The sequence below is a fragment of the Mesorhizobium sp. PAMC28654 genome (assembly GCF_020616515.1).
Lineage (GTDB): Bacteria > Pseudomonadota > Alphaproteobacteria > Rhizobiales > Rhizobiaceae > Mesorhizobium.
On record NZ_CP085135.1, the window covers coordinates 1,875,299 to 1,899,607 of the forward strand.

24 protein-coding genes and 1 pseudogene are annotated in these 24,309 nt (G+C 62.2%); 11 read left to right on the top strand and 14 right to left on the bottom strand.

Going from position 1 to position 24,309, the window contains the following annotated elements; translation table 11 throughout:
- Positions 1-101: 101 nt before the first annotated feature.
- From LGH82_RS09585 to LGH82_RS09595, 3 genes are all read right to left on the bottom strand, one after another.
- On the bottom strand, positions 102-1,988 hold the full coding sequence (locus LGH82_RS09585) for an ABCB family ABC transporter ATP-binding protein/permease (protein ID WP_227348271.1): 1,887 nt from the start codon (positions 1,986-1,988) through the stop codon (positions 102-104).
- A 4-nt stretch (positions 1,989-1,992) separates the two neighbouring features.
- A complete protein-coding gene (locus tag LGH82_RS09590; RefSeq protein WP_227348272.1) occupies positions 1,993-2,331 on the bottom strand; it encodes an ArsR/SmtB family transcription factor in 339 nt (112 codons plus the stop codon).
- Positions 2,332-2,393: 62 nt separating this feature from the next.
- A complete protein-coding gene (locus LGH82_RS09595; RefSeq protein WP_227348273.1) occupies positions 2,394-4,034 on the bottom strand; it encodes a LysM peptidoglycan-binding domain-containing protein in 1,641 nt (546 codons plus the stop codon).
- 114 nt (positions 4,035-4,148) lie between these two features.
- On the opposite strand from LGH82_RS09595, the gene LGH82_RS09600 reads away from it, so the two are divergent.
- Positions 4,149-4,760: a TIGR00730 family Rossman fold protein gene (locus tag LGH82_RS09600; protein ID WP_227348274.1), complete on the top strand. Its 612-nt coding sequence runs from the start codon at positions 4,149-4,151 to the stop codon at positions 4,758-4,760.
- A gap of 38 nt (positions 4,761-4,798) precedes the next feature.
- On the opposite strand, the gene LGH82_RS09605 is transcribed toward LGH82_RS09600, so the two are convergent.
- A complete protein-coding gene (locus tag LGH82_RS09605) occupies positions 4,799-5,695 on the bottom strand; it encodes a LysR family transcriptional regulator (RefSeq protein ID WP_227348275.1) in 897 nt (298 codons plus the stop codon).
- Between the two features lie 108 nt (positions 5,696-5,803).
- Between LGH82_RS09605 and LGH82_RS09610 the strand changes: the two genes are divergently transcribed.
- The 3 genes from LGH82_RS09610 (at position 5,804) to LGH82_RS09620 (ending at position 8,146) form a co-directional block, all read left to right on the top strand.
- On the top strand, positions 5,804-6,094 hold the full coding sequence (locus tag LGH82_RS09610) for a muconolactone Delta-isomerase family protein (protein ID WP_227348276.1): 291 nt from the start codon (positions 5,804-5,806) through the stop codon (positions 6,092-6,094).
- Positions 6,095-6,235: 141 nt separating this feature from the next.
- Positions 6,236-7,000: an SDR family NAD(P)-dependent oxidoreductase gene (locus LGH82_RS09615; protein ID WP_227348277.1), complete on the top strand. Its 765-nt coding sequence runs from the start codon at positions 6,236-6,238 to the stop codon at positions 6,998-7,000.
- Positions 7,001-7,147: 147 nt separating this feature from the next.
- Entirely contained in the window at positions 7,148-8,146 is a 999-nt protein-coding gene (locus LGH82_RS09620) for a transporter (RefSeq protein ID WP_227348278.1), read from the top strand.
- Between the two features lie 5 nt (positions 8,147-8,151).
- On the opposite strand, the gene LGH82_RS09625 is transcribed toward LGH82_RS09620, so the two are convergent.
- The 9 genes from LGH82_RS09625 to LGH82_RS09665 form a co-directional block, all read right to left on the bottom strand.
- Positions 8,152-8,835, bottom strand: a complete 684-nt coding sequence (locus tag LGH82_RS09625) for a glutathione S-transferase (RefSeq protein WP_227348279.1) — start codon at positions 8,833-8,835, stop codon at positions 8,152-8,154.
- A gap of 9 nt (positions 8,836-8,844) precedes the next feature.
- Positions 8,845-9,774 (bottom strand): EamA family transporter RarD, encoded by a 930-nt coding sequence (rarD, locus tag LGH82_RS09630; protein WP_227348280.1) that lies wholly within the window; start codon positions 9,772-9,774, stop codon positions 8,845-8,847.
- Positions 9,775-9,857: 83 nt separating this feature from the next.
- Positions 9,858-11,480, bottom strand: coding sequence for a citramalate synthase (gene cimA, locus LGH82_RS09635; protein ID WP_227348281.1), 1,623 nt, complete (start codon positions 11,478-11,480; stop codon positions 9,858-9,860).
- The gene (pip, locus tag LGH82_RS09640; RefSeq protein WP_227348282.1) at positions 11,477-12,433 is read right to left on the bottom strand and encodes a prolyl aminopeptidase; all 957 of its coding nucleotides are present in this window, start codon (positions 12,431-12,433) and stop codon (positions 11,477-11,479) included. The genes cimA and pip overlap by 4 nt, the downstream gene beginning before the upstream one ends.
- Positions 12,430-12,906 carry a GFA family protein gene (locus LGH82_RS09645; protein WP_227348283.1) on the bottom strand — a complete coding sequence of 159 codons (477 nt, stop codon included), beginning with the start codon at positions 12,904-12,906 and terminating at the stop codon, positions 12,430-12,432. Before LGH82_RS09645 ends, pip begins: the two co-directional genes overlap by 4 nt.
- The gene (locus LGH82_RS09650; RefSeq protein WP_227348284.1) at positions 12,903-13,394 is read right to left on the bottom strand and encodes a GFA family protein; all 492 of its coding nucleotides are present in this window, start codon (positions 13,392-13,394) and stop codon (positions 12,903-12,905) included. Before LGH82_RS09650 ends, LGH82_RS09645 begins: the two co-directional genes overlap by 4 nt.
- Before the next feature lie 6 nt (positions 13,395-13,400).
- Positions 13,401-13,787, bottom strand: coding sequence for a VOC family protein (locus LGH82_RS09655; protein WP_227348285.1), 387 nt, complete (start codon positions 13,785-13,787; stop codon positions 13,401-13,403).
- Positions 13,784-15,220, bottom strand: coding sequence for a cysteine--tRNA ligase (gene cysS, locus LGH82_RS09660; protein WP_227348286.1), 1,437 nt, complete (start codon positions 15,218-15,220; stop codon positions 13,784-13,786). Before cysS ends, LGH82_RS09655 begins: the two co-directional genes overlap by 4 nt.
- A gap of 655 nt (positions 15,221-15,875) precedes the next feature.
- Entirely contained in the window at positions 15,876-16,637 is a 762-nt protein-coding gene (locus LGH82_RS09665) for an SOS response-associated peptidase (protein ID WP_227348287.1), read from the bottom strand.
- 124 nt (positions 16,638-16,761) lie between these two features.
- Here LGH82_RS09665 and LGH82_RS09670 point away from each other — a divergent pair, with 124 nt between their 5' ends.
- From LGH82_RS09670 to LGH82_RS09685, 4 genes and pseudogenes are all read left to right on the top strand, one after another.
- Complete coding sequence (locus LGH82_RS09670; protein WP_227348288.1) at positions 16,762-17,217, top strand: NUDIX hydrolase; 456 nt, start codon at positions 16,762-16,764, stop codon at positions 17,215-17,217.
- The gene (locus LGH82_RS09675; RefSeq protein ID WP_227348289.1) at positions 17,214-17,591 is read left to right on the top strand and encodes a TIGR02301 family protein; all 378 of its coding nucleotides are present in this window, start codon (positions 17,214-17,216) and stop codon (positions 17,589-17,591) included. The genes LGH82_RS09670 and LGH82_RS09675 overlap by 4 nt, the downstream gene beginning before the upstream one ends.
- 339 nt (positions 17,592-17,930) lie before the next feature.
- Positions 17,931-18,188 carry a hypothetical protein gene (locus tag LGH82_RS09680; RefSeq protein WP_227349533.1) on the top strand — a complete coding sequence of 86 codons (258 nt, stop codon included), beginning with the start codon at positions 17,931-17,933 and terminating at the stop codon, positions 18,186-18,188.
- Positions 18,189-18,267: 79 nt separating this feature from the next.
- Positions 18,268-19,042, top strand: a pseudogene (locus LGH82_RS09685) (hypothetical protein).
- A gap of 95 nt (positions 19,043-19,137) precedes the next feature.
- Here LGH82_RS09685 and LGH82_RS09690 read toward each other — a convergent pair.
- Positions 19,138-20,472, bottom strand: a complete 1,335-nt coding sequence (locus LGH82_RS09690) for a dihydroorotase (RefSeq protein ID WP_227348290.1) — start codon at positions 20,470-20,472, stop codon at positions 19,138-19,140.
- An 82-nt stretch (positions 20,473-20,554) separates the two neighbouring features.
- On the opposite strand from LGH82_RS09690, the gene LGH82_RS09695 reads away from it, so the two are divergent.
- From LGH82_RS09695 to LGH82_RS09705, 3 genes are all read left to right on the top strand, one after another.
- Positions 20,555-21,415 carry a YgfZ/GcvT domain-containing protein gene (locus tag LGH82_RS09695; protein ID WP_227348291.1) on the top strand — a complete coding sequence of 287 codons (861 nt, stop codon included), beginning with the start codon at positions 20,555-20,557 and terminating at the stop codon, positions 21,413-21,415.
- The gene (locus LGH82_RS09700; protein ID WP_227348292.1) at positions 21,415-22,053 is read left to right on the top strand and encodes an HD family hydrolase; all 639 of its coding nucleotides are present in this window, start codon (positions 21,415-21,417) and stop codon (positions 22,051-22,053) included. Before LGH82_RS09695 ends, LGH82_RS09700 begins: the two co-directional genes overlap by 1 nt.
- A gap of 63 nt (positions 22,054-22,116) precedes the next feature.
- Positions 22,117-24,258 carry a putative bifunctional diguanylate cyclase/phosphodiesterase gene (locus LGH82_RS09705; protein WP_227348293.1) on the top strand — a complete coding sequence of 714 codons (2,142 nt, stop codon included), beginning with the start codon at positions 22,117-22,119 and terminating at the stop codon, positions 24,256-24,258.
- The last annotated feature ends 51 nt before the right edge of the window (positions 24,259-24,309 follow it).

The following is a 24,309-nucleotide window of genomic DNA, read 5'->3' on the forward strand; positions in this document are numbered from 1 at the left end:
ATACCTCCGATTGCGAGCGGATGCCCTTGGCACCTTCGATCGGAGGTCTACGATCTCAACTTAAGTTGAGGTCAAGCGGAAAATCAGCAACCTTTTCGCCGTCAATTCACCTCGGATGTGCGACGGCGAACAATGACGCCCAGTTCGTCGCCCTCACGCGCGATGCGCAGCCGCTCCTCGGCTTCGGTCGCCTCACGCTGGCGATCCCACATCGAAGCGTAGAGGCCATGCTTGCGCATCAGGTCGGCATGGGTGCCGCGCTCGGCGATCTGGCCGTCCTGCAAGACGATGATCTCGTCGGCGGAAATCACCGTCGACAGCCGGTGGGCGATGACGATGGTGGTGCGGCCGCGACTGACCAGATCGAGCGCGGCCTGGATCTCCTGCTCGGTGTGGCTGTCAAGCGCCGAGGTCGCCTCATCCAGCATCAGGATGGGCGGCGCCTTCAGGATGGTGCGGGCAATCGCCACGCGCTGCTTCTCGCCGCCGGAGAGCTTCAGTCCACGCTCGCCGACCATCGAGCGATAGCCATCGGGTAGCCGCTCTATGAACGGACCGATCTGCGCCAGTTCCGCCGCTTTGCGCATATCCTCCTCGCTGGCGCCAACGCGGCCGTAGCGGATGTTGTAGGCAATGGTGTCGTTGAACAGCACTGTGTCCTGCGGCACCATGCCGATGGAGGCGCGCAGGCTTTCCTGCGTCACGTCGCGAACATCCTGGCCATCGATCAGCACCGCCCCGCCCTGGATGTCGTAGAAGCGGAACAGAAGCCGCGAGATCGTCGACTTGCCGGCGCCCGACGGACCAACAATGGCAACGGTCTTGCCGGCCGGCACCTCGAAGCTGACGCCCTTCAGGATCTTGCGGTTTGGATCATAGGAGAAATGCACGTCGCGGAATTCGACCTTGCCGGCGCCGACGACCAATGGCTTGGCGTCCGGCTTGTCGACGATCTCCTGCGGAACGTCCAGCAGGTCGAACATCTGCTCGATATCGGTCAGGCCCTGGCGGATTTCGCGGTAGATGAAGCCGATGAAATTGAGCGGCACGGAAAGCTGCATCAGCATGGCGTTGATGAAGACGAAGTCGCCAACGGTCTGGGTGCCGCGCTGGACCTCCAGCGCCGACATGCACATGACGACGACGGTGCCGATGCCAAAGATGATGCCCTGGCCGAAGTTCAGCCAGCCGAGCGAGGTCCAGATCTTGGTTGCGGCGACTTCGTAACGCGCCATCGAGCGGTCGAAGCGCTCGGCCTCCATGCTCTCATTGTTGAAGTACTTGACCGTCTCGAAGTTGAGCAGCGAGTCGATCGCCTTGGTGTTGGCATCGGTGTCACTGTCGTTCATGTCGCGGCGGATACCGATGCGCCAGTCACTCGCCCGGACAGTGAACCAGACGTAGAGCCAGACCGTCACCGCCACGACGACCACATATTTCCAGCCATAAGTGTAGGCGAAGATGCCGGTGGTCAGCGCGAATTCGAGAATGGTCGGCGCGGTGTTGAGCATGATGAAACGGACGATCGTCTCGATGCCCTTGGTGCCGCGCTCGATGATGCGCGACAAGCCGCCGGTGCGCCGCTCCAGATGAAAACGCAGCGACAGCTGATGCATGTGCACGAAGGTGCGGAAAGCGAGCTGGCGCACGGCGTATTGCCCGACGCGGGCAAACAGTGCGTCGCGCAACTGGTTAAAGCCGAGCTGCACCAGCCGCACGACATTGTAGGCGACGACCAGCATGACCGGCGCCAGCAGGAAGGACGGCAGCGGCGGCACGGTTTTGGCGTCGCCAGCCAAGGCGTCGGTCGCCCATTTGAAGAAATAGGGACCGGCGACGAGCGTCAGCTTGGCGACGACGAGCAGCAGGGTCGCCCAGGTGACCCGCGCCCTGAGGTCGGCGCGATCGGCCGGCCACATATAGGGCCACAGGTTGAGCAGCGTCTTGAAGGTTGAGCCGGAGTCGGCGGAGACGGTTTTTTCGGCCATTTTCTTAACTCTTATTGTCGGCGCAGCAGGAATTGACGAGTGCGTTGAGCGACGCGGAAACACCGGCCAGCGCATCGCGGTCAACTTCATAGCGCGAGCGTTGGCGGTCCGGCGCGAACCGGACCAGCCCGGCCTCGACCAGGACTTTCAGATGCTGTGATACGGTGGATTGCGCCAGGTCGAGATGATCGACGACCTCCCGGCAACAGCAGGAATCGCTGGCGGAGAGGTGTTTCAATATCTCGATGCGCGCCGGATGCGACAGAGCGGCAAGCCGGGCGGCAACGGCGTGGCTGTCCGGCGCGCCGCGGTTGCGGTCAGTTTCGAGGCGGGATTCGGTCATCGTTCATCGGCGATAAACGATGACCTGAGGGACCGCAACCTATCCTGATGGGCAGAACGGCTTTACTCGGTCTTGGTCGGGGCCGTCGTCGCCTGTTCACCCATCGCCTTGAGGTTGGCGGCTTCGCCTTCCTTCGACTTTTCAGGAACCTTGAACACCTGCCCCGGCCAGATGCGGTCGGGGTCGCGGATCTGGTCCTGATTGGCAAGGTAGATGGTCGAATAGCGCACGCCATGACCATAGACGCGCCGCGAAATCCGCCACAGCGTATCATTGCGGCGGATGATGACGGCGCCGTCGGCATGCTCAAGCTTTGGCGCCACGATCTCGGGAACATCCGCTCCGGGCGTCGCGGCTGCGACCTTTGCCGGGGCTTCCTCGGCGGGCGCGGGCGTCGCGGCAACCGCCGGTGCGGGTGTCGCCACTGGCGTCGGTGTTTCGGCGGCTGGCGCGGGTGCGGCAGCAACAGCGGGCGCGGCCGGTTGGGTATCAGGCGCGGCTGTCACCGGGGCGGATGGCGCCTCGGCCGCGGCAACCACAGCCGGCTTTGCGTCAGCGGGTTTGACCTCGGCCGGCGCCACCGCGGCCACCGCCTCGCCAGGCTCGCGCTCGAACGGCACGGCTGCGCGGGCAATCACCTTCACGCCGTCGGCATCAAGGCCATCGACATGAATGGTGTAGTTGCCGACCGGAATGTCGCGCGTCGCCTCGACCAGGAAATGGCCATCGGGCGACGTTTGCGCATCACCGAGCAGGATGTCATTGGCATAGGCACGTACCTTGCGGCCGGCATCGGCAAGGCCGGCAACAAAGATCTTGTTGCCGTCGATCTCGACCGCCTCGACGACGATCTTGGGTTCCGCCGCAGCGGCAGCAGACGCTGTCGCTGTTGCGGCTGGCGTCGCCGGAGCTGCTTCAGCCGCGACAGGTGCCACGGCGGCAGGTGCTGCCGGGGCCACGGCGGCGGGAGCCTCCGCACTTGGCTGGGTTACCGCCGGTGCGGCGGCGGCCTGCGTCTCCGGCTTTTTCTCGGCCGTGGGAACGGTTATGAGTTCCGACGGCTTGCCTGGCTCCTCCACCATCGCCAGAACCTGGCCGGACGCGTTTGCTGGAACCGAAACGACGGCGGTCTGCGCTGAAGCGATCACGACCTTGTCCGGCGCCGTCGAACGCAGGGTGATCGTATAGTCACCAGGCTTCAGCGGATCGTCGAGAACGATGACGAACGCGCCGTCGGCGCCGGCGACCGTCGAGCCGAGAACCGTCGAGCCGTTGAGGATTTCGACCTTGGCATTAGCAACTGCATTGCCGGCAACGACGATAGAGCCGTTGCTTTCGACCCGCACGACATCAAAGGTCGGCGCGACCGGCCCGGCTACGGCCGGCGCTGGGGCTGCCGCCGGCGCGGTGGCCGGTTCTGATGGCTTTGCCGGAGCCATCGCATTGGTGGCGGGCGCTGCCGGCGCCATCGCATTTGTACCCGAAGCGGAGGCTGCCGGTGCCGGCGGGGCGGGAAGCCGCCCTTCTGTCCCGGACGCGGCCGGCTTTGCCTCGGTCCCGGCCGGCGGCGTCAATGCCGCCACTTCCGCCGGTGGCGCATGTCTGAGATACGGGTCGAGTGCGCCCGATACATAGGCGGTCCCGGCCGCGGCAACGGTCCCACCCGCCGCGAACAAAAACGCCTTCAATGGATTAATTGCCATATTTCCCTGCCCCTTAGCCACCTAATGCCGGTCTAGCGTGTTTTGCAAAGGCCGACAAGAAAAAGCCCGCCATGGGCTTGACCATGGTTACGGACCCAATCACCAATCAGTTGCATGAACACGATTCGATCCGTCTGCGTCTATTGCGGCTCGTCTCCGGGCCGTGACGAAACTTATGTCAAGGCCGGGCACCTGCTTGGGCGCTCCATTGCCCGCTCGGGCCTGCGGCTGGTCTATGGCGGCGGCACCAAGGGCATCATGGGCGCCGTCGCTGAGGGCGCGCTGCGGGCCGGCGGCAAGGTTACGGGCATTATTCCGCGCTTCCTGATCAACAGGGAAGCAACCGAAACCGCGCTTGACCGGCTCGACGAACTCTTGATCACCGAAAACATGCACGAGCGCAAACACAGGATGTTCGAGAAATCCGACGCCTTTGTGGCGCTGCCGGGCGGCATCGGCACGGTCGAGGAAATCGTCGAGGTCATGACCTGGGCGCAGCTCGGCCATCATCGAAAGCCGATCGTCTTCGGCAATGTCGGGGGATTCTGGGATCCTATGCTGACCCTGCTCGATCACATGGCCGCCGAAGGTTTCATCCACACGGCACAGCGGGTGAAACCGCTGGTGGTCAACGATCCCGAAGCGATCGTCGCCGCCATCATGGTTGCCGGATCATCGGTCGATGCGCCGACCGAAGGCGTACAGTCGGTGATCGACAAGCTGTAGGGTCCTGGGAATAAGCAGTAGGGCAGTATGTGGGCTGCCTACTGCCCTGCCTGTCCCTGAGCAGCCTGCCGCAAGGCTGATATCACCGCGCGGCGGTCATGACGTCGCCATGCCAGGTGGATCGAGACCGTGCGTTCGAACCACGGTAGTTCGCGAAACGCGATCCGAGCTGGTGCCAGGCTCCGCAAGCTGGCCTGCACCGTTGCCAGGCCAAGTCCAGCACTGACCAGCCCCAGCGACGTCAGCGGATCGGCCGTTTCATAGGAAATGTTCGGCAGGAAGCCGGCTTTGGCGCAGGCGGCGAGGAATTGGCCGCGGTTGGTGTCATCCGGCTGGCGCACCACGGTGATCCAGGTGCGACCGTCGAGATGATACGGCTGGATGTCGCCGACATCGGCAAGCGGATCGCCTTCCGGCATCGCCAGAACCAGCGGCTCGCGCCTGATCAGCGTGCAATCGATATCCGGATCGTCGACGGCCGGCGGCGAGTAGATCAGCCCCAGATCGAGTGCGCGCTGGCGCAGCCCCTCCAATTGTGCAGCCGATCGCTGGTTCATCAGTCGTAGATGAAAATCCGGCCGATCGCGGCGGAACTGCCGCAGCATCCCGGAGACAAGCCCGGCGTGGACGGCGCCTTCGACATAGCCAATGGCGAGACGCCCGACCGTGCCATTGGCAAGATTGCGGCCAAGCTCTTCCAGTTGCCTTGCATTGGCCAGCAGCGCTCGCGCCTGAGTGAGAAAAGCGCGGCCTTCGGCGTTGAGGTGAACCCGCTGCTTTGCCCTCTCGAACAGCGGGACGCCGACTTTTTCCTCGAGCTGAATGATCTGCCGGCTGAGCGGCGACTGCGAGATGTGCAGCAGTTCGGCGGCGCGGCCGACATTGCCGGTTTCCGCGACAGCAACGAAATAGCGGATCTGGCGCAGATCGAACATTTTTTCTCCAACATCAAGTCCTTAAGGGTCTCAACTTTAGCCTAATCAGTCCTGGACAGTCTGACCAGCCAAAGCGACAGTTGGCCATCACAACCTAAGGAGATCGCCATGCAGTTCTTTGCCCTTCTCACCCGCAATACCCAAAAGTTCACCGACGCGGATTTCGCTCCGCTGCTGCCCGGCGAAGCCGAGCAGCGCCGCACGCTCTATGCCGAGGGCGCGGTGCGCCAGGTGTGGAACCGCGGCGACATTCCCGGCAGCGGCATGATGTTCGAGGCCCGCAGTGACGCGGACGTGCGCGGTCACCTTGCGACATTGCCGCTGGTCAAGGCGGGCATGATGGACATCGCCGCCGTCGTACCGCTCAATCCCTACCCCGGATTTGGACCGAAGCGCTGAGCGAATGCGAACGACGCGGCTGACATAGGTCGGCCGCGTCGAATACCTCTCGGGAACACTCCCCGCGCACCGATAGAATTGGCCAACACGCCGCGATACAAGCTCCCGATGGCTTTGGCAGGAACACTCGGAGTGTCAGGGATGAAAATCGAGGGATTGGAAGGCAGGACCGCACTCGTCACCGCTGCCGGGCAGAATGTCGGACGACGAGTGGCTCTGGCATTTGCAGAAGCCGGAGCCAATGTCGTCATCAATGGACTCAGCGATCTGGGCAAAATTGAAGGGGTTGCTGAAGAGGCTGAGCGTTTCGGCGTGAAAGCCTTGCCGATTCTGGCAGACTGCTCGCAGTGGCCGTCCGTTGCGACGATGGTGGAAGCGGCGATCAAGGCATTCGGTTCGCTGGACGTCGCCGTTTCCGCAGTCGGAATTCGTCCGCATCAGGCATTTCACGAAATTTCGATCGAGGATTGGGACAGAGTCGTAAGAACCAATCTGAATTCGGCTTTCTACGTCGACCGGGCCGTTCTGCCTCACATGCGCGCGAAACGGTTCGGCAGAATTATCCACATGGCGGGCTCGGACGCGCTTTTCCCGCTGGAAAACCGCGCGCATGTCGTTGCGACGAAACACGCTCTGCATGGGCTGGCCAAGGCCATCGCTCTCGAATACGGCCCCGAAGGTATTACAGCCAACAGCGTAGCTTCAGGATGGGTCTCCACGCGAAGAAATCCGGACTGGTTTCCGAACCTGAAAGACACCGTGGCTGAGCTTGAGAAGACGCTCCCGCTACGTCATCTGGGCGATGTCGAGGACATCTCGAACGCTTGTATCTATCTGGCTTCGGACATGGGCAAATTTATTACGGGCCAGATGATCCACATCAACGGCGGCGAATTCATGTTTTAAAGCACGCATACGGAGCGGCCAGTTGCTCCTTACCCGCAAGTGTCAAGAAACCGTCACACGAAACCGGGTTCACTCGTGCTAGAAAATTGAGGGTGAGGCAGCCGCCATGCGGCTCCATGTTCGAAACCTGCATCTGGCACCCCGCCCATGGATATCGCTCTCAATCCGGAAGGCACCGACCTGTCGCCCTACCTGCCCGACGAGCACGGGCTCTTTTTCATCTATCACTTCACCGCCGATGGCGCGCGGACCAAGGATGCCGCCGCGGCTCGCTGGACGTGGCGCAGTTATCAATTGTCGGACCTGCATGCCCGACAGGAGATCGCGGCTGAACCAAAGTTGCCGCTGCCGGTGCGCGACGCCTTCCTGTCCGCCAGCCATGGCTGCCATATCGACCTCGAGGATGACTGGCTTTACGGCGATCTGCCGGACCTGCGTCACGATTATTCGGCGGAGGCACGGGGCCTCGGCCATTTCCGTTTTGCTCTCAACGACACGATGCTGATCGGCGGACGCAAGCAGCCTTTGCAGTCGGTCGACAATATCCGCAAGGCGATCGACAACGGCGCGCGCAAGTTCCGCTCACCGGCGGAACTGATCGAAGCTGTCATGGGCCAATCGCTCGACGGCATGGCATCCGAGCTTGCCACGCTTGGCGACAACATGGATGGCATCGAGGACCGTATCGTCTGCGATGCATGGCATAATGAGCGCCAGACGCTGGTGGATGCGCGCCGGCACCTGGTGCTGATCCATCGCCAGATGGCGACGTTGACCAATCTGTTTCGCCATCTTGACCACGCGCATCGCCACGACCTGCCCGACGCGATCAACGACATGGCGACGCGGCTTTCGCACAGGACGCAGACGCTGCACCATGACGGCGAGCAATTGCAGGCACGCGCCCGCCTGCTGCAGGACGAATTGATGGCAAAGCTGACGACGCAGTCGAACCAGTTGCTTTATGTGCTGTCGGTGATGACGGCGGTGCTGCTGCCGATGACCATCATTTCCGGCCTGTTCGGCATGAATGTCGGCGGCCTGCCGCTCGTCGACACCCCCATGGGTTTTTGGGTGGTATCAGCGGTATCGCTGCTCATCGCTGGGGTTGTCTATATGTTCGTCAGGCGACTTGGCAGGATGTAAAGCGCTCAAACGGCGCGACGATCCTCGATGACTGTGCCGGCGGCGAGGACCTCCGCCTCATGGCCAGGCTCGCGCCACGTCTCGGCAAGAGCGGAGGCATACCATTCGCGCATCACGGTCAGGTCAAGCAGACGCGCCGGATAGGCAGCCGCGGCGCCCTCGAAAGACAGCCCATACGACTGAGCCCGAAACGCCACCGGGGCAAAGAAGGCATCGACGGCGGTGAAGGCATTGCCGGCCAGGAACGGCCCGCCGAAGCGTGCAAGGCCATCGTTCCAGAGATCGCCGAGGCGAAAGAGATCCTGCTTCAGCGCGTCGGACATCGGCAATGGTTGCACGCGCACGCCGCAACTCATCGAGCAGTCATTGCGCAAGGCGGTGAAGCTCGAATGCATTTCGGCCGCGGCCGAGCGCGCCCAGGCACGGGCCTTGGCTTCAACCGGCCAGACGCCGTGATGCCTCTCGGCCAGATATTCGGCGATGGCGAGCGAATCCCAGACCGCCCAGCCATCGTCGACCAGGCACGGCACCCGGCCATTGGGCGAAAAGGGCCGATAGACGCTCCAGCTTGGACCGGTCGGAAATGGCGTCAGCCGCTCCTCGAACGGGATCTCGAGCATGCGCATCAGCACCCATGGCCGCAGCGACCATGAGGAATAGTTCTTGTTGGCGATGTGCAGCACGTACATCTGGAAATCCTATCGTATCGCGGGTGTCGCCGGCCGTATCTCGCGGCCGCGAAACATCGACCAGGAATAGATCGCCAGCGCTACCCAGATAAGTCCGAAGGCAACGGCATCGATGCCGCCGAATGGTTCGTCGAAGATCAGCACGGCGATCAGGAACACCATGGTCGGCGCGATATACTGCATGATGCCGATGGTGGACAGGCGCAAGAGCTTGGCGCCGAACGCAAACAACAGGAGCGGCACCGAGGTGACCGGACCACAGCCGATCAGCAGAGCCGTATCGGTGGACGTGCTGGAGACAAAATGGTCCTGTCCGGTGGCAACCAGGTAAACGATGTAGGTAAGCGCCGGCACCGATAGCAACATCACCTCGAGCAGGAACCCCTGGCTGGGCCCGATCGGCAGTGTCTTGCGGAAGAAGCCGTAGGCCGCGAATGAGAAAGCCAGCACCAGCGACACCCAAGGCAGCTTGCCTGCCTCGACGGTGAGCACCGCGACCGCTATCGCCGCCAGTGCCACTGCCGCGATCTGCAGCCGGCCGAGCCGTTCACCAAGCACCAGCGCGCCGACGACGACGCTGACTAGCGGGTTGATGTAGTAGCCGAGCGCCGTCTCGACGGTGCGATCGACCGAGATTGCCCAGACATAGATGCCCCAGTTGATCGATATCAGCGCGGCCGTCAGCGCGGCCATCGAAATGGTACGCGGTGAGCGCAGCGCCGCCTTGAAATCCGCCGTGCGGCGAGCCCAGATCAGAACAGCCGCCGCGATGGGCACCGACCAGACGATACGATGAGCGATAACCTCGGCCAGCGGCAGATGTGCGACCGCCTTCATGTAGAAAGGTAGAAGTCCCCACAGCAAATAGGCGCCCAGTGCCAGCAGGAAGCCGCGCCGCGCCTTCGAATCCGCGTCCAGGGTCATTGCATCTGTGGCCATGGACCAACGCTATGGCCCAGCCATCCCCGCAAAACCATCGCAAAATTCTGATGGATCAATGGACTTTCGCTGATGGTTCAAGGCTACTCCGCCGCGACCAGCCCAGCCATGTCGCGGTTCTTCATCAGCTTGTAGACAATGGAATCCATCAGCGCCTGGAAGGAGGCGTCGATGATGTTTTCGGAAACGCCGACCGTCCACCAGCGGGCGCCGGTGCCATCGTGCGATTCGATCAGGACACGGGTGATGGCCTCCGTGCCGCCGTTGAGGATACGCACCTTGAAATCGGCGAGTTCGAGGTCGGCGATCTCGTTCTGGAATTTGCCGAGATCCTTGCGCAGCGCGATGTCGAGCGCGTTGACCGGGCCGTGTCCTTCGGCCACCGACATCTTCTCCTCACCCTCGACCAGCACCTTGACCACCGCTTCCGACACCGTCTTCAACTGCCCATTGGCATCGAAGCGGCGCTCGATCATGCAGCGGAACGAGGTGACGTGGAAGAATTCCGGCACACCGTGCAGCATCTTGCGCGCCAGAAGCTCGAAGCTGGCGTCGGCGCCTTCATAGGCATAGCCCTCCGCTTCGCGTTCCTTGACCACGGCAATCAACGCATCGAGCCGGTGATCGTCCCTGGGCACATCGATGCCGCGGCGCTTCAGTTCGGCGAGGAAGTTGGCCTTGCCGCCCTGGTCGGAGACCATGACGCGGCGGCGGTTGCCGACGGCTTCGGGCGGCACGTGCTCATAGGTTGCCGGCTCCTTGGCCAGCGCCGAGGCGTGGATGCCAGCCTTGGTGGCGAAGGCGGAAGCGCCGACATAGGGCGCCTGCGCTTCCGGTGCGCGGTTCAGCAACTCGTCGAAGGCGCGGGAAAGACGAGATACGCCGCTCAGGGCCTCTGTTGAAATACCGGTTTCGAAGCGATCGGAAAAAGCCGGCTTCAGTGCCAGCGTCGGGATCAGAGTGACCAGGTTGGCATTGCCGCAGCGCTCGCCGATGCCGTTCAGCGTACCCTGGATCTGGCGCACGCCTGCCTCGACCGCCGCCAGTGAATTGGCCACGGCCTGGCCAGTGTCGTCATGAGCATGGATGCCGAGATTGTTGCCCGGTATGCCCGCCGCGATGACCCTCTCGACGATCGCACGGACTTCCGATGGCTGCGTGCCGCCGTTGGTGTCGCACAGCACCACCCAGCGGGCACCGGCATCATAGGCCGTCCTGGCGCAAGCCAGCGCATAGGCGGGATTGGCCTTGAAGCCGTCGAAGAAATGCTCGCAGTCGACCATCGCTTCCTTGCCCGCGGCAAGCGCCGCTTCGACCGAGTCCTTGATCGCGTCGAGGTTCTCCTCGTTGGTGCAGCCAAGTGCCACGCGGACATGATAGTCCCAGCTCTTGGCGACAAAGCAGATGGCGTCCGACTTCGACTGGATGAGTGCCGCAAGGCCGGGATCGTTGGACGCCGACACCCCTGCCCGCTTGGTCATGCCGAAGGCAACGAATTTCGCGCGCGCGGTGCGATTTTTGGCAAAGAATGCGGTGTCGGTCGGGTTGGCGCCGGGATAGCCGCCCTCGACATAATCGAGGCCGAATTCGTCGAGCAGTTTCGCGATAGCGATCTTGTCCTCGACGGAAAAGTCGATGCCCGGCGTCTGCTGGCCATCGCGCAAAGTTGTGTCGAAGAGATAGAGGCGTTCGCGACTCATCGTCATTTGCCCGCGAATTTGTCCGTCGCCCGGATCAGTCGGTCGAGGATACCCGGTTCGGAATAGGCGTGGCCGGCACCCTCGATCAGATGGAAATCCGCCTTCGGCCAGGCCTTGTGCAGCGCCCAGGCGTAGCGCGCCGGACACGGCATGTCGTAGCGACCGTGAACGATGGTGCCGGGGATATCCTTGAGCTTTCCGGCGTCACGCAGCAACTGGCCTTCTTCCAGCCAGCCGGCATGGACGAAATAATGGTTCTCGATGCGGGCGAAAGCGACGGCATAGTCGTCCTGGCCGAACGGACCACTGGTTTCGGGCTCGGGCAGCAGCGTGATCGTCTCGCCCTCCCACAGGCTCCAGGCGCGGGCCGCCTCGATCTGCGCCTTGCGGTCTGGCCCGACCAGCCGCTTGCGGTAGGCAGCCATCATGTCGCCGCGCTCGGCTTCCGGGATCGGCGCCAGGAACCGCTCCCACTTGTCCGGGAACATTTCCGACACGCCGAACTGATAGTACCATTCGAGTTCCGCCCGCGTCAGCGTGTAGATGCCGCGCACAACCAGTTCGCTGACGCGCTGAGGGTGCGTCTCGGCATAGGCCAGCGCCAGCGTCGAGCCCCAGGAACCTCCGAACACCAGCCATTTGTCGAAGCCGGCCATTTCGCGTAAGCGCTCGATATCCGCGACCAGATGCCAGGTGGTGTTGGCCTCGATCGAGGCATTGGGCGTCGACTTTCCACAGCCACGCTGATCAAACAGGATGACATCGTAGAGTTTCGGGTCGAACAGCCGCCGATGCTTTGGCGAGATGGTGCCGCCGGGGCCGCCATGCAGGAACACCGCCGGCTTGGCGCCCTTGGTGCCGGAGCGCTCCCAGTAGACCTGGTGGCCATCGCCGACATCGAGCATGCCCGAATCGAACGCCTCGATCTCCGGATAGAGGGTACGCAATTGACTGCTCATAGCTGCAAACCTTTGGTGGGCCAGTCCGCCGTTTCGTGGTCGGGATGCTGGAAGGAAATGATCGATTCCTGCCGGTTGTAGTAGTCGGGATCCTGGTGGACCGGCTGGTCGAAAATGGTTTCCACCCATGGCAGGCGCGCGGCATAGTTGACCTGAATCTGCGGCGCGAGATCCGAGCGGTCGTCGAAGGCGCCGATGGCGATCTCCAATCCGCCGGGCTGCCGGTAGGTCAGCGGCGTGCCGCAGCGGGCGCAGAAGCCGCGATCGATGTTGACCGACGACTGGAAATAACTTGGCTCTTCATGGGTCCATTCGACGCCATCCTTGGGCACTGTCACCAGCGCGCCGAAGAACGAACCGAACTGTTTCTGGCACATGCGGCAATGGCAGATGGACGCGCGTCCAAGCGCCCCATGAATGCGAAAACGCACGGCGCCGCATTGGCAGCCGCCGGTTCGAACAGTTTCGGTCATGATCTTTCCTCTGGCGGCCATTGTTCGGTGTCATGGTCGGGATGCTGATAGGAGACGAGATCGGCCAGGAAGGCGACCGCCTCGGCGTCTTCCAACGTGTCCTTGCCGGGCAAGTTCGGAATGGTGTCGACATAGGGCAGTTTTGCCTCGGTTCCCCACTGGATCAACGGCGCGATCTCCGATGGATCGTCGAAGGCTCCAATGGCGAGGGCGACGCCATCGGGGGCGGTGTAGCTGAGCGGCGTGCCGCAATTGGCGCAGAAGCCGCGGCTGCCGTGGTTGGACGACTGGAAGTATTTCGGCTCGCCGCGCGTCCAGTCGAAGATCGCCCCGCGCACCGAGACAAGCGGCGCGTAGAAAGCGCCGAATGCCTTCTGGCACATGCGGCAATGGCAGACGGAGGCATCGCCGAGCGCGCCTTCGACGCGGAAACGCACCGCGCCGCATTGGCAGCCGCCCGTGTAGATCGGCCGGTTGTCGAGGCTCATCGCTGGTCACTCCGGCGCATGGCAGACGGCCTCGACATTGTTGCCGTCGGGATCGAAGACGAAAGCGCCATAGTAATTCGCGTGATAGTGTGGGCGCAGCCCAGGCCCGCCATTGTCCTTGCCGCCGGCGGCAAGTGCCGCCACGTGGAAGGCATCGACCTCAGCACGGCTGCGCGCGGTGAAGGCGACGTGCTGGTGGTCCTTCGGCTTATCCTTGCCGCCATGCAGCCAGAACACCGGCCGGTCGCGGCCATAGCCGCCAACCTTGGCGCCGCCGGTATATTCCTGCGGTACCATATAGAGGAGCGAAGCGCCAAGCGGCGCCATCGCCTTGTCGTAGAACGCCTTCGACGCGTCGAAATCGGAAACGGTGATGCCGAGATGGTCGATCATCTTTTTACCTCCCAGTTGGTGATGCGTTCGCCGGTGGCGGGGTCCTTACCATCCTTCAACTGTATGCCTTGTGCCAGCAGTTCATCGCGGATGCGATCGGCTCCGGCCCAGTTCTTGGTAGCGATAAGGGCAAGGCGCTGGGCGATCGCCCCGGCGACAGCATCTTCATCGACGGCCGCCGATGCGACATCGAAACCAAGGAACAGAAGGGCCGCCTTCAGCGAAGCGGCGGCATCGTTGCCGTCGGCCGCCTCGCCGGCCAGTTGCGTCAACACCTGGAACGCAGCGTAGGTGGCGAGATCGTCGGTCAAGGCATCCACCACCTCCACAGGCAACTGGCTTGCCGGTGCCGACGCCAGATCCGCCGCCCGCTTCCATTTGCGCAGCGTGTTCTCGGCCTCTTCCAGCTTGCGTACGGAAAAGTCGATCGGCTCGCGATAATGCGTCATCAGCATCGCCAGTCGCAGAACGTCGCCCGGCCATTTGCGACCGCCAAAAGTCTCCGTTTCCAGCAATTCGTTGATCGAATAGAAATTGCCCAGGCTCTTGGACATTTTCTGCCCCTCGACCTGCAGGAAGCCGTTGTGCATCCAGATGTTGGCCATCACGTCCGTGCCGTGGGCGCAACGCGACTGGGCGATCTCGTTCTCATGATGCGGGAAGATCAGGTCGAGACCGCCGCCATGGATGTCGAAGACCTCGCCGAGATAGGCGGCCGACATTGCAGAGCATTCGATATGCCAGCCTGGCCGGCCCCTGCCCCAGGGTGAATTCCAGCCGGGCTCTTCCGGTGAAGAAAGCTTCCACAGCACGAAATCGCCGGGCGCTTTCTTGTGCGCGTCGACAGCAACACGGGCGCCAGCCTGCTGCTCATCCAGATTGCGCTTCGACAGTTGCCCGTAGTCCGGCATCGACGCGGTGTCGAACAGGACTTCGCCTGCCGCGAGATAGGCATGGCCACGTTCGATCAGGCTTTGAATCAAGGTGATCATGTCGGCCTTGCCATCGGCGCGAGGCTCGACGAACTCGGTCGCGCGCGGCTCGACCGTCGGCTCCAGGCAGCCGAGGACAGCCACATCCTTGTGGAACTGGTCCGCGGTCTTTTCAGTGACTCGCCGGATCGCTTCGTTGAGCGACAGTTTTCCCGACGCAATCTCGCTGCCAAAATCGCGCAGGGCGCGCGCGTTAATCTTGTCGTCGACATCTGTGATGTTGCGCACATACGTCACATGCGACTCGCCATACAAATGACGAAGCAAACGGAACAGCACGTCGAAGACGATCACCGGCCTTGCATTGCCGATATGGGCAAAGTCGTAGACCGTCGGGCCGCAGACATACATGCGCACGTTTTGCGAATCGATCGGAACGAAATCCTGTTTCGACCGCGTCAGCGTGTTGTAGAGGCGCAAGCCATTCGATGCGTCGGACATTCGTGCCTTCCGGTTACTCAGTTTTGGTTGTGCCGGGTCAGTTTTGCGCCGAAACGCAAAGCGTACTCCAGCCTGCTGGCCGGGGCGTTTGTCCAATCTGGGGAAAGATGAGGCGAAAACGTCCGGACCAGCGCGAGGCTAGCCAATAATGCAAATGCCACAAATGGCGAAAGACGTTTTCATGGGCGGCTTTATCGCCTTGGCCGGTGTTGCCGTCAAGTCGCTACTTTCGGCAAAAATGTCGTTGGCTCACGAGTTAACTTGCGCTGAAACATTTTATTAAACATGTCGGCACAGTCATGAAACATTCGCCGAATAGACGACAAGGCGTCACGATTTGGTCGGATTCGGCCATCAGATGTAGACACGAAAATGTTACCAGGGAAGAGAACGATGCCTCGAGCCAAGCAAGATCCAAACCGCGCCAAGCAATCGGCGCTCGCCAACCATTATAGGGCAATCGGCCCGGCCGCGATCGTCGCCGCTCTTCTGCACACCGCGAAGAAGAAAAAGCCGGCGCAGAAAATCGTATCTCCCCGCGCTTCCTGATATTGCGGGGCCTGCGCTACTGGCCGGCAACAGGGGCGTCGATACATGCCCTTTTATGCAAGCTTGATCTTTCGGGAAGACGACCTCAGAATCCTGGAATCACGCTTCAGAATAAAGTCATCTGACTGTCGTCCGCGCCGGGTTTCTGGCGCTTGGCCTTCTCGACCATCGGCCCGACGACACCCATCTCCTGAATCTCCGGACCGGTGTTGGCGACCTTGTTGACAAGGTCGGAAACTGGAATCGCCTCAAAGAAATCAGGTTGCGCCGGTTGCAGCAGGTCGACCACGTCGCGCGGCTCCAGCGTCCGGCAGTCCAGCCAGCGCGCGAAATCCTGTGGATGGATCACGACCGGCATACGGTCGTGGATATGGGCGACGCCGGCATTGGCGCTGACAGTCAGGATAGCACCAGTGTCCATTTCCGAGCCGCCGGGCTCGGCATAGGTTTCGATCAGCCCGGCGAAAGCGACGAGCCCGCCGTGCTTGGGCCGGATCCAATAGGGCTGCCCCTTCTTGCCGCCGGCCTTTTGCCATTCATAGAATCCGGAAGCCGGCACCAGCGCGCGGCGATGACGCATGGCGGCGCGGAACGAGGCCTTTTCCACCGCACCTTCCGAACGTGCGTTGATCAGCAGCGGAAACTCCCTGGTGTCCTTGACCCAGGTAGGGATCAACCCCCAGCGCACCAGCATCGACTGGCGATTCGGCAGGTTCGAACCCGGGGCTTGCGGGACTCCGGCGAGCGCCATCAGGATCGGCTGCGTCGGCGCGATGTTGTAGCGCGCCGGAAAATCGTCGAGCCCCGGCACTCCCAGAAAGTCCGCCGTCTGGTCCGGCGTGGCGGTCAAGGCAAAACGTCCGCACATGAGCTAGAACTCGCGAATTGATACTATGCGAAAGTGGCGATGGAACCGGCATCGCGCAACCGCTAAAGCTGCTTTCCGGCGGCCGGTCCACAGGGCCACGTTCAATTGAAGCGATTGGGGATACATGGACGAGGCGCGAAAGACACTTCCGGCAGTCTCTGTCGCCGTCGTGCGCGACGACACCGTGTTGCTGGTCAAGCGGGCGCGGCAGCCATCGCAGGGGCTCTATGCTTTTCCCGGTGGCAAGGTCGAGGCGGGTGAGACATTGGAGCAGGCTGCAAGGCGTGAACTGCTGGAGGAAACAAGGCTGCAAGCTGAAAATTATCGCCCGCTTCGGGAAATCCATATCGACGGCAGGAGCGATGATCATCCGGTCGACTACCGGCTGACGGTGTTCGGCGCCACCTATGCCGGCGGCGTGGCCGTGGCCAGCGATGACGCGGAGACGGCGGCTTTCTACACGCTGGCGGAAATGTCGGTGCTGCCGCTCGCCGGTTCGGTCTTTGCCGTCGCCGATGAACTGCTCGGCCCCGAAAATCGTCTTGCAGCCGACAAATTGTTTGGCCACAAAGGCTTATGATCCGCGCACCGCTGCTTTTCGCTGCATGTCTTGCCGTTAGCCTCGCCGTCACGGCAAGGCCGGCCTTGACTGCCGAGGCACCGTTCGAGCCCGGCCTGATGCGCCTGGCGGAGGTTCTTGGCTCGCTGCATTTCCTGCGCAATCTGTGCGGCGAAAAAGGCGACCAGTGGCGCGGCGAGATGGAAAAGCTGCTCGATTCGGAAAATCCGGATCCGGAGCGGCGCGCTCGCTTCATCGCCAGCTTCAACCGCGGCTACCGCTCCTTCGGCGGCACCTATACACAATGCACGGCCTCGGCCACGGAAGCCATCAGCCGCTACATGAAGGAAGGCGAAACCCTGTCGCGCGATATCGCTTCGCGCTACGGCAACTGACAGCCGGCTGACCAATTCCTGTTGGATACAGGCACCCCCTTCTTGTGTCTCGCGGCGCGGTGGTGCACTCTTGTGTTGCACTTCTGCAACTACGTTAACGAAACGTTACCGCGCGGATGTGAAATTAACTCAAACTGAAGGTTTCCGCCCCGTTGGCCGATCTAATCGGCTAAGTTTGCCTTGGATCGAACGTCATTTTGCGGAGCGCTTTGGGTTTTCTAAAAAGCGATCAAAGAAATGACGTATTTACAAAGGCTTAGATAGGCCGTCCCGTTAGAGAGACAACTCAAGTCAGATTCGCGACTGGCGGATCGCAGCTTGAAAGGGTGGACATCGCAGATGGAACATGGCGTCAACGACATCGACGCGCTGGTCAGGGAAGAGAAACGCCTGACCGCCGTGGAAAGCCACAGCGAAGCCTGGGCGGAAGGACTTTCGGCCGGAATCGAACCCGAGATCATCGCCGAAGCGGCGCTCGAAACCGCATTCGGTGAAATGTTGCGCGCCAATGGCGAGACGTCGGCCCTTGCCCTGCTCGATCGCATGCGTGAAAAGGTGATCGCCGGGGCCTTCGAACCTGAGCGGTGGCGGCATTGAACCCACGGGTTCTTTGACGACGAAGCACCGTTTGGGCATCATGCCCGGAGCCATGGAGACGCGGGCAGTGAATTTTTCGATGTCAGGCAAGCCAAGCGGCTTGGTCCTCAGCATCTGGCTCGCCGCTTTGCGTCGCCACTCCCGCGATGTTGTTTCTTGCGAGCAAGCCTGCCTTTGCGCTGAGCGAGATCAAGCGCGAGGAACTTCCCGCGCCGGCCATTCCATCCGCCGACGATGATATGTCGCCGCCCGGCGCTGCCGTGCCGATGCCGGACCCGATCGGCACACCGCCTTCGGCCACCCAGCCCAAATCGCCTGATGAGGCCGAGCCGGCAGGGCCGAAGAAAGACGGCGAGGCCTCGCCGCGCGTCGATCCCAACGCACCGCTGCCCGAGGTTGTCTACGATCTCAGCAAGCTGCCCGAACCCGTTAGGCGCATGCACGATCTCATCGTCGAGGCCTGCAAAAGCGGCGACATTGAAAAGCTTCGGCCGCTGATCGGCACGGGCGATTCCATCACGCAATTGTCGCTGACCGACATTGACGGCGACCCTGTCAATTTCCTGAAAGGCCTTTCAGGCGACGCGGACGGCCAGGAAATCCTGGCCATCCTGGAAGAGGTGCTCGACGCCGGCTTTGTCCATCTCGATGCCGGCACGCCGCAGGAGCTTTATGTCTGGCCATATTTCTTTGCGTTGCCGCTCGATAAGCTCGACCCCAAGCAGCGTGTCGAGCTGTTCAAGATCGTCACCTCCGGCGACTATGACGACATGAAGCAGTTCGGTGCCTATATCTTCTACCGTGTCGGCATTACCCCTGCGGGGCAGTGGACTTTCTTCGTCGCGGGAGATTGAGTCCTCGGCTGTCAGACAAGACGCGCTCGCTTACCAACGACTGGCAGGAAATCTATCGAGCCACCGAGGCCTGATAGATCTTGAGCCTGTCGCGGTCACGCGACAGGCAATGCCTCGGAAAACTCCACCGCCATACCCTGCCCTGCGGCGACGATCTCGCCCTCCCACATCACACGCCGGCCGCGCACCATGGTGCCGACCGGCCAGCCGGTCACTTGCTTGCCGTCGTAAGGGGTCCAGCCGGCCTTCGAGCCTGCCTGGGCGTTGGTGATGGTTTCGCGACGCTTGAGATCGACGATGGTGAAATCGGCATCGTAGCCGGCGGCGATGCGGCCCTTCCTGGCCATACCGAAGATGCGCTGCGGGCCGTGACTGGACAGATCGACGAAACGCTCCAGCGTCAGCCTGCCTGCATTCACATGATCGAGCATGATCGGCACCAGCGTCTGCACACCGGTCATGCCCGACGGCGACGCCGGATAGGGTTTTGCCTTCTCCGCTAGTGTGTGGGGAGCGTGGTCGGAGCCCAGCACATCGACGATGCCTTGCGAGATGCCATGCCAGACGCCATCGCGATGACGGGCGGCGCGCACCGGCGGGTTCATCTGGATCAACGTGCCCAGGCGCGCATAGTCGTCGGCGCTCAGTGTCAGGTGATGCGGTGTCGCCTCACAGGTCGCGACATCCTTGTGCTGCTCGAGGAAGAGTATTTCCTCGGCGGTCGAGATGTGCAGCACATGGATGCGGGCGCGAGCCTTGCGCGCAATGCGCACCAGTCGCTCGGTGCAGCGAAGCGCGGCAATCTCGTCGCGCCATACGGGGTGCGATGACGGATCGCCTTCGATCCTCTCGCCAAGCCGCTCGCGCAGCCGGAACTCGTCCTCCGAATGGAAAGCGGCGCGGCGGCGCGTGTTCCTCAGGATGGAGGCGACGCCCTCATCGTCCTCCACCAGCAGGTCGCCGGTCGACGAGCCCATGAAGACCTTGATGCCTGCCGCAGCTGGCAGGCGTTCCAACTCGCCAACATCCCTCGCATTCTCACGCGTGCCGCCAACCCAGAAAGCGAAATCGCAATGCATGCGGCCAGTGGCGCGCCGCACCTTGTCGGCAAGCGCTGCCTCGCTGGTGGTGAGCGGATTGGTGTTCGGCATCTCGAAGACAGCCGTGACGCCGCCGAGCACGGCGGCGCGCGAACCTGTTTCCAGATCTTCCTTGTGCTCCAGCCCCGGCTCGCGGAAATGCACCTGGCTGTCGACGACGCCCGGTAGGACGTGCAGCCCCCGACAATCGATCGTCTCGCCGGCGGACGCCTGGGTGAGATCGCCGATAGCGGCAATGCGCCCTTTGATGACACCGATGTCTCGCGCGCCCTGGCCGTCATGGTTGACCACGGTGCCGCCTGTCAGGATGAGGTCGTAGGTCGTGGCCATGCTGATCCGGTCTCTTGCGGGGGGAGTGTCAGCGGCTTACGTAAAGGCCAGCACTTTTGCAAGATCAGGTTCATTTCCACCCATGCCCTTTGCCCTGCTGAAAGACCGAGCCCTCATTTCCGTATCAGGCCCGGATGCCGAGCACTTCCTGCAGAACATCCTGACAACCGACCTCGACGCGCTTCGCATCGGTGACGCAAAGCCGGGTGCCCTGCTGACGCCGCAAGGCAAGGTCCTGTTTGATTTCCTGATCTCGCGTGCCGGTGAAAACACCTTTCGGCTGGAATGCCGTGCTGACATCGCCGATGATTTCGTGCGCCGGCTGATGCTCTACAAACTGCGTGCCAAGGTCGATATTGCCAAGGTGGATCAGGCTGTTGTCGCCGTTGCGTGGGGAGATGATTCAACGTCCTCGCACGCCGATTCAAATTCGGTTTCAGACAAACGCTTCACTGACGCAGCCGTCACGCGCACCTACGGTGAGCTCGGCAACGTCGGCGATCCGGCTCCCTGGCACGCCTTTCGCATTGCCAATGGCATTGCCGAAAGCGGCGCCGACTATCAGCTCGGCGATGCCTTCCCGCATGATGTCCTGCTCGACGAGACCGGCGGAATAGGCTTCAAGAAGGGCTGTTATGTCGGCCAGGAAGTTGTCTCTCGCATGCAGCATCGCGGCACAGCCAGACGGCGAGTGCTGATCGTCTCGGCTGGACATCCCCTGCCCGCTCCGGGCACGGAACTGACCGTGGACGGGCGGCCGCTCGGCACGCTTGGGTCAGCGGCCGGCACGACGGGGCTTGCCATCGCACGCATCGACCGGGTCAAGGCCGCACTCGACGCCGGCCAGGAAATCCTGGCGGGCGGCGTTCCCGTTTCGCTGGCCATTCCCGCCTGGGCGAAATTTGGCTTCCCACAGGAAACTGTCGGCGCGGAGGGGGCCTGATGGCGGCCGATCGCGCCGGCGCCCCAGCGCGTGCCTGGCAGCGCATGCTGTCCGGCAGGCGGCTTGACCTGCTCGATCCGTCCCCGCTCGATGTCGAGATTTCCGACATCGCCCACGGACTCGCCCGTGTTGCCCGCTGGAACGGCCAGACCAGCGGCGAGCATGCCTTTTCAGTGGCCCAACATTCGCTTCTGGTCGAGTCCCTCTTTTCCGATATCCAACCTGAGGCATCGGCCGATGCGCGGCTGGCAGCCCTGCTCCATGACGCGCCGGAATATGTCATCGGCGACATGATCTCGCCGTTCAAATCGGTGATGGGCGGCAGCTACAAGGATTGCGAGTTCCGATTGCAGCGCGCCATCCATTTGCGCTTCTCGCTACCGCCAGAGCTCAGCCCAGGTCTGCGAAAAGAGATCAAGCGCGCCGACCAGATCGCCGCCTATTTCGAGGCAACCCTGCTGGCCGGCTTCTCGACCGCCGAGGCAACTGAGTTCTTTGGCCGACCGCGCGGCTTCAATGCCGATCGCTTCGATTTCACGCCTCGCTCGGTCGTTTGGGCGCAAAATGCATTCCTAGAACGCTTTGCAGCGATCGAAAGCCAACGTCGGGCGGTTGTTCCAGCGTATCTAAGCGGCTGAAAACGGTAAATTAACCGGCAAGGATAACATTACCGCGTTGGATCACGGTCTGCAGGCGCGCCTATGCCCGTCGCTGATTTCAAGGCTGGTTCGCCCACCCCGGGACGGGAGGCCGAAGGCGTTAGCCCGATCCGACGAATTGAAGACGAGTTGCGCGAACAAAACGAGCGTTTTTCGGCGGCCGTCGAGAACATGTCGCATGGCCTGTGCATGTTCGATGCCGACGAGCGCATGATCATCTGCAACGGCAATTATGTCCGCATATTCTGCCTTGATGCCAAGGTCATGCAGCCGGGCATCCTGTTTTTCGATATCCTCCAGCACAGTGTCGACATCGGCGTCGCCTCGCAGAGCGCCAAAGAGCTTTACGCCATCCGCAAGCCCTATATCGACCAAGCAAAACCCTCGACCTACGAGGAGATCCTTTCCGACGGGCGCATCATCAACATCTCCCACCGGCCGCTCGCCTTGGGCGGCTGGGTGTCGATCTATGAGGACATCACCGAACAGCGGCATGCCGAACAGAACCTGAAGGAACAGCACCGCCGCTTCGACGCCGCGCTCGCCAACATGTCGCAGGGTTTGCTGATGTATGACGCGGACGGCAGGCTGATCGTGCGAAACCAGCGTTTTCTGGAACTCTATGGGCTGGATGAGGCCGACTTCCCATTTGGCCTGACGCACCGCGAGTTGCTTCACCTGTTGGTGAGCAAGGGCATTTATGCCGGCATCGACATCGAGGACGAGGTTTCCAAGACGGATGTCTGCCTGCGCGCCGGGCAAACACGGTCGACGCACCGCCATCTTGCCGACGGCAGGACGCTGATGATCTCGCGCCGGCCGATGAGCGGTGGCGGCTGGGTCGCCACTTTCGACGATGTCACCGAACGCCGGCGTGTCGAAGAGCGCATGACCCATCTGGCTCATCATGACACGCTGACCAACCTGCCCAACCGTTCCATGTTCCGCGAACGGCTCGACCAGGCTTTGAGCGACCCCAAGGATACGCGTCTTGCGGTATTCTCGCTCGACCTCGACCGGTTCAAGGCCATCAACGATACCTGGGGGCATCCGGCCGGCGACTGGCTGCTGAAATGCGTGGCCGAGCGTTTGCGGCGCTGCCTGCGTGATGACATCGATATCGTTGCCCGTTTCGGTGGCGACGAGTTCGTCATCATCCAGTTCAACCTCAAGGGCCAGGGCGATGCGGAGAGACTGGCAAAGCGTATCGTCGAGGCCATCGGAAAGCCGTTTCACGACAACAGCCGCGACATGCATGTCGGCATCAGCCTCGGCATCGCGCGGTTCCCCGAGGACGGCAAGGACGCAGAAACGCTGCTGAAAAATGCAGACATGGCGCTCTATCGAGCGAAGAGCGAGGGGCACAACCTCTACCGCTTCTTCGAACCGGACATGGACGCGATGGTGCGGGCGCGCCGCGCACTTGAAGCAGACCTTGAAGCGGCACTGCCGCACCGTGAGTTCGAGCTGGATTTTCAACCGATCATGAATATCGCCTCCGGTGAGGTCGTCGGAGCCGAAGCCTTGATGCGGTGGCACTCGCCGACGCGAGGCCTCGTTCAGCCGGACGATTTCATCCGAGTCGCGGAAGAAACCGGGCTGGTCGTGCCGCTTGGCGAATGGGCGTTGAGAAAGGCCTGCACCACCGCGGCCAGATGGCCATCCGGACTGCGCATCGCCGTCAACGTCTCGGCCATGCAGATCAGGAGCGGCGCCTTCGCACGAAGCGTCATCTCGGCACTGGCCTATTCCGGCGTGCCGGCTGACCGGCTCGAACTCGAAATCACCGAGACCGTGCTGATGGACGAGAGCGATACAGTGCACAAGTCGCTCCGGCAGTTGCGCGATCTCGGCGTGCGCATTGCCTTGGATGATTTTGGCACCGGCTATTCGTCGCTCGGCTATCTGCGCCGGTTTCCCGTCGACAAGATCAAGATCGACCGTTCCTTCATCCGCGATATAGACGAACGCGACACCGCCGCGATCGTGCGCACGATCATCGGGCTCGGCGCCCAGCTTGGCATCACGGTCACGGCGGAAGGTGTGGAGACAGAAGCGCAGCTTGACTTCCTGCGCAAGGAAGGTTGCGTGGAGGCGCAAGGCTATCTGATCGGCGCACCGTCGAATGCAGCGACCATGCAGCGCCTGCTGGGATCAGCCACTCCGCGCCGCCAATCCAGGTGACAGCTGCCGAGGCATCGGGATCCTTCGGCGGAATTGAAATTTACGCTGGTC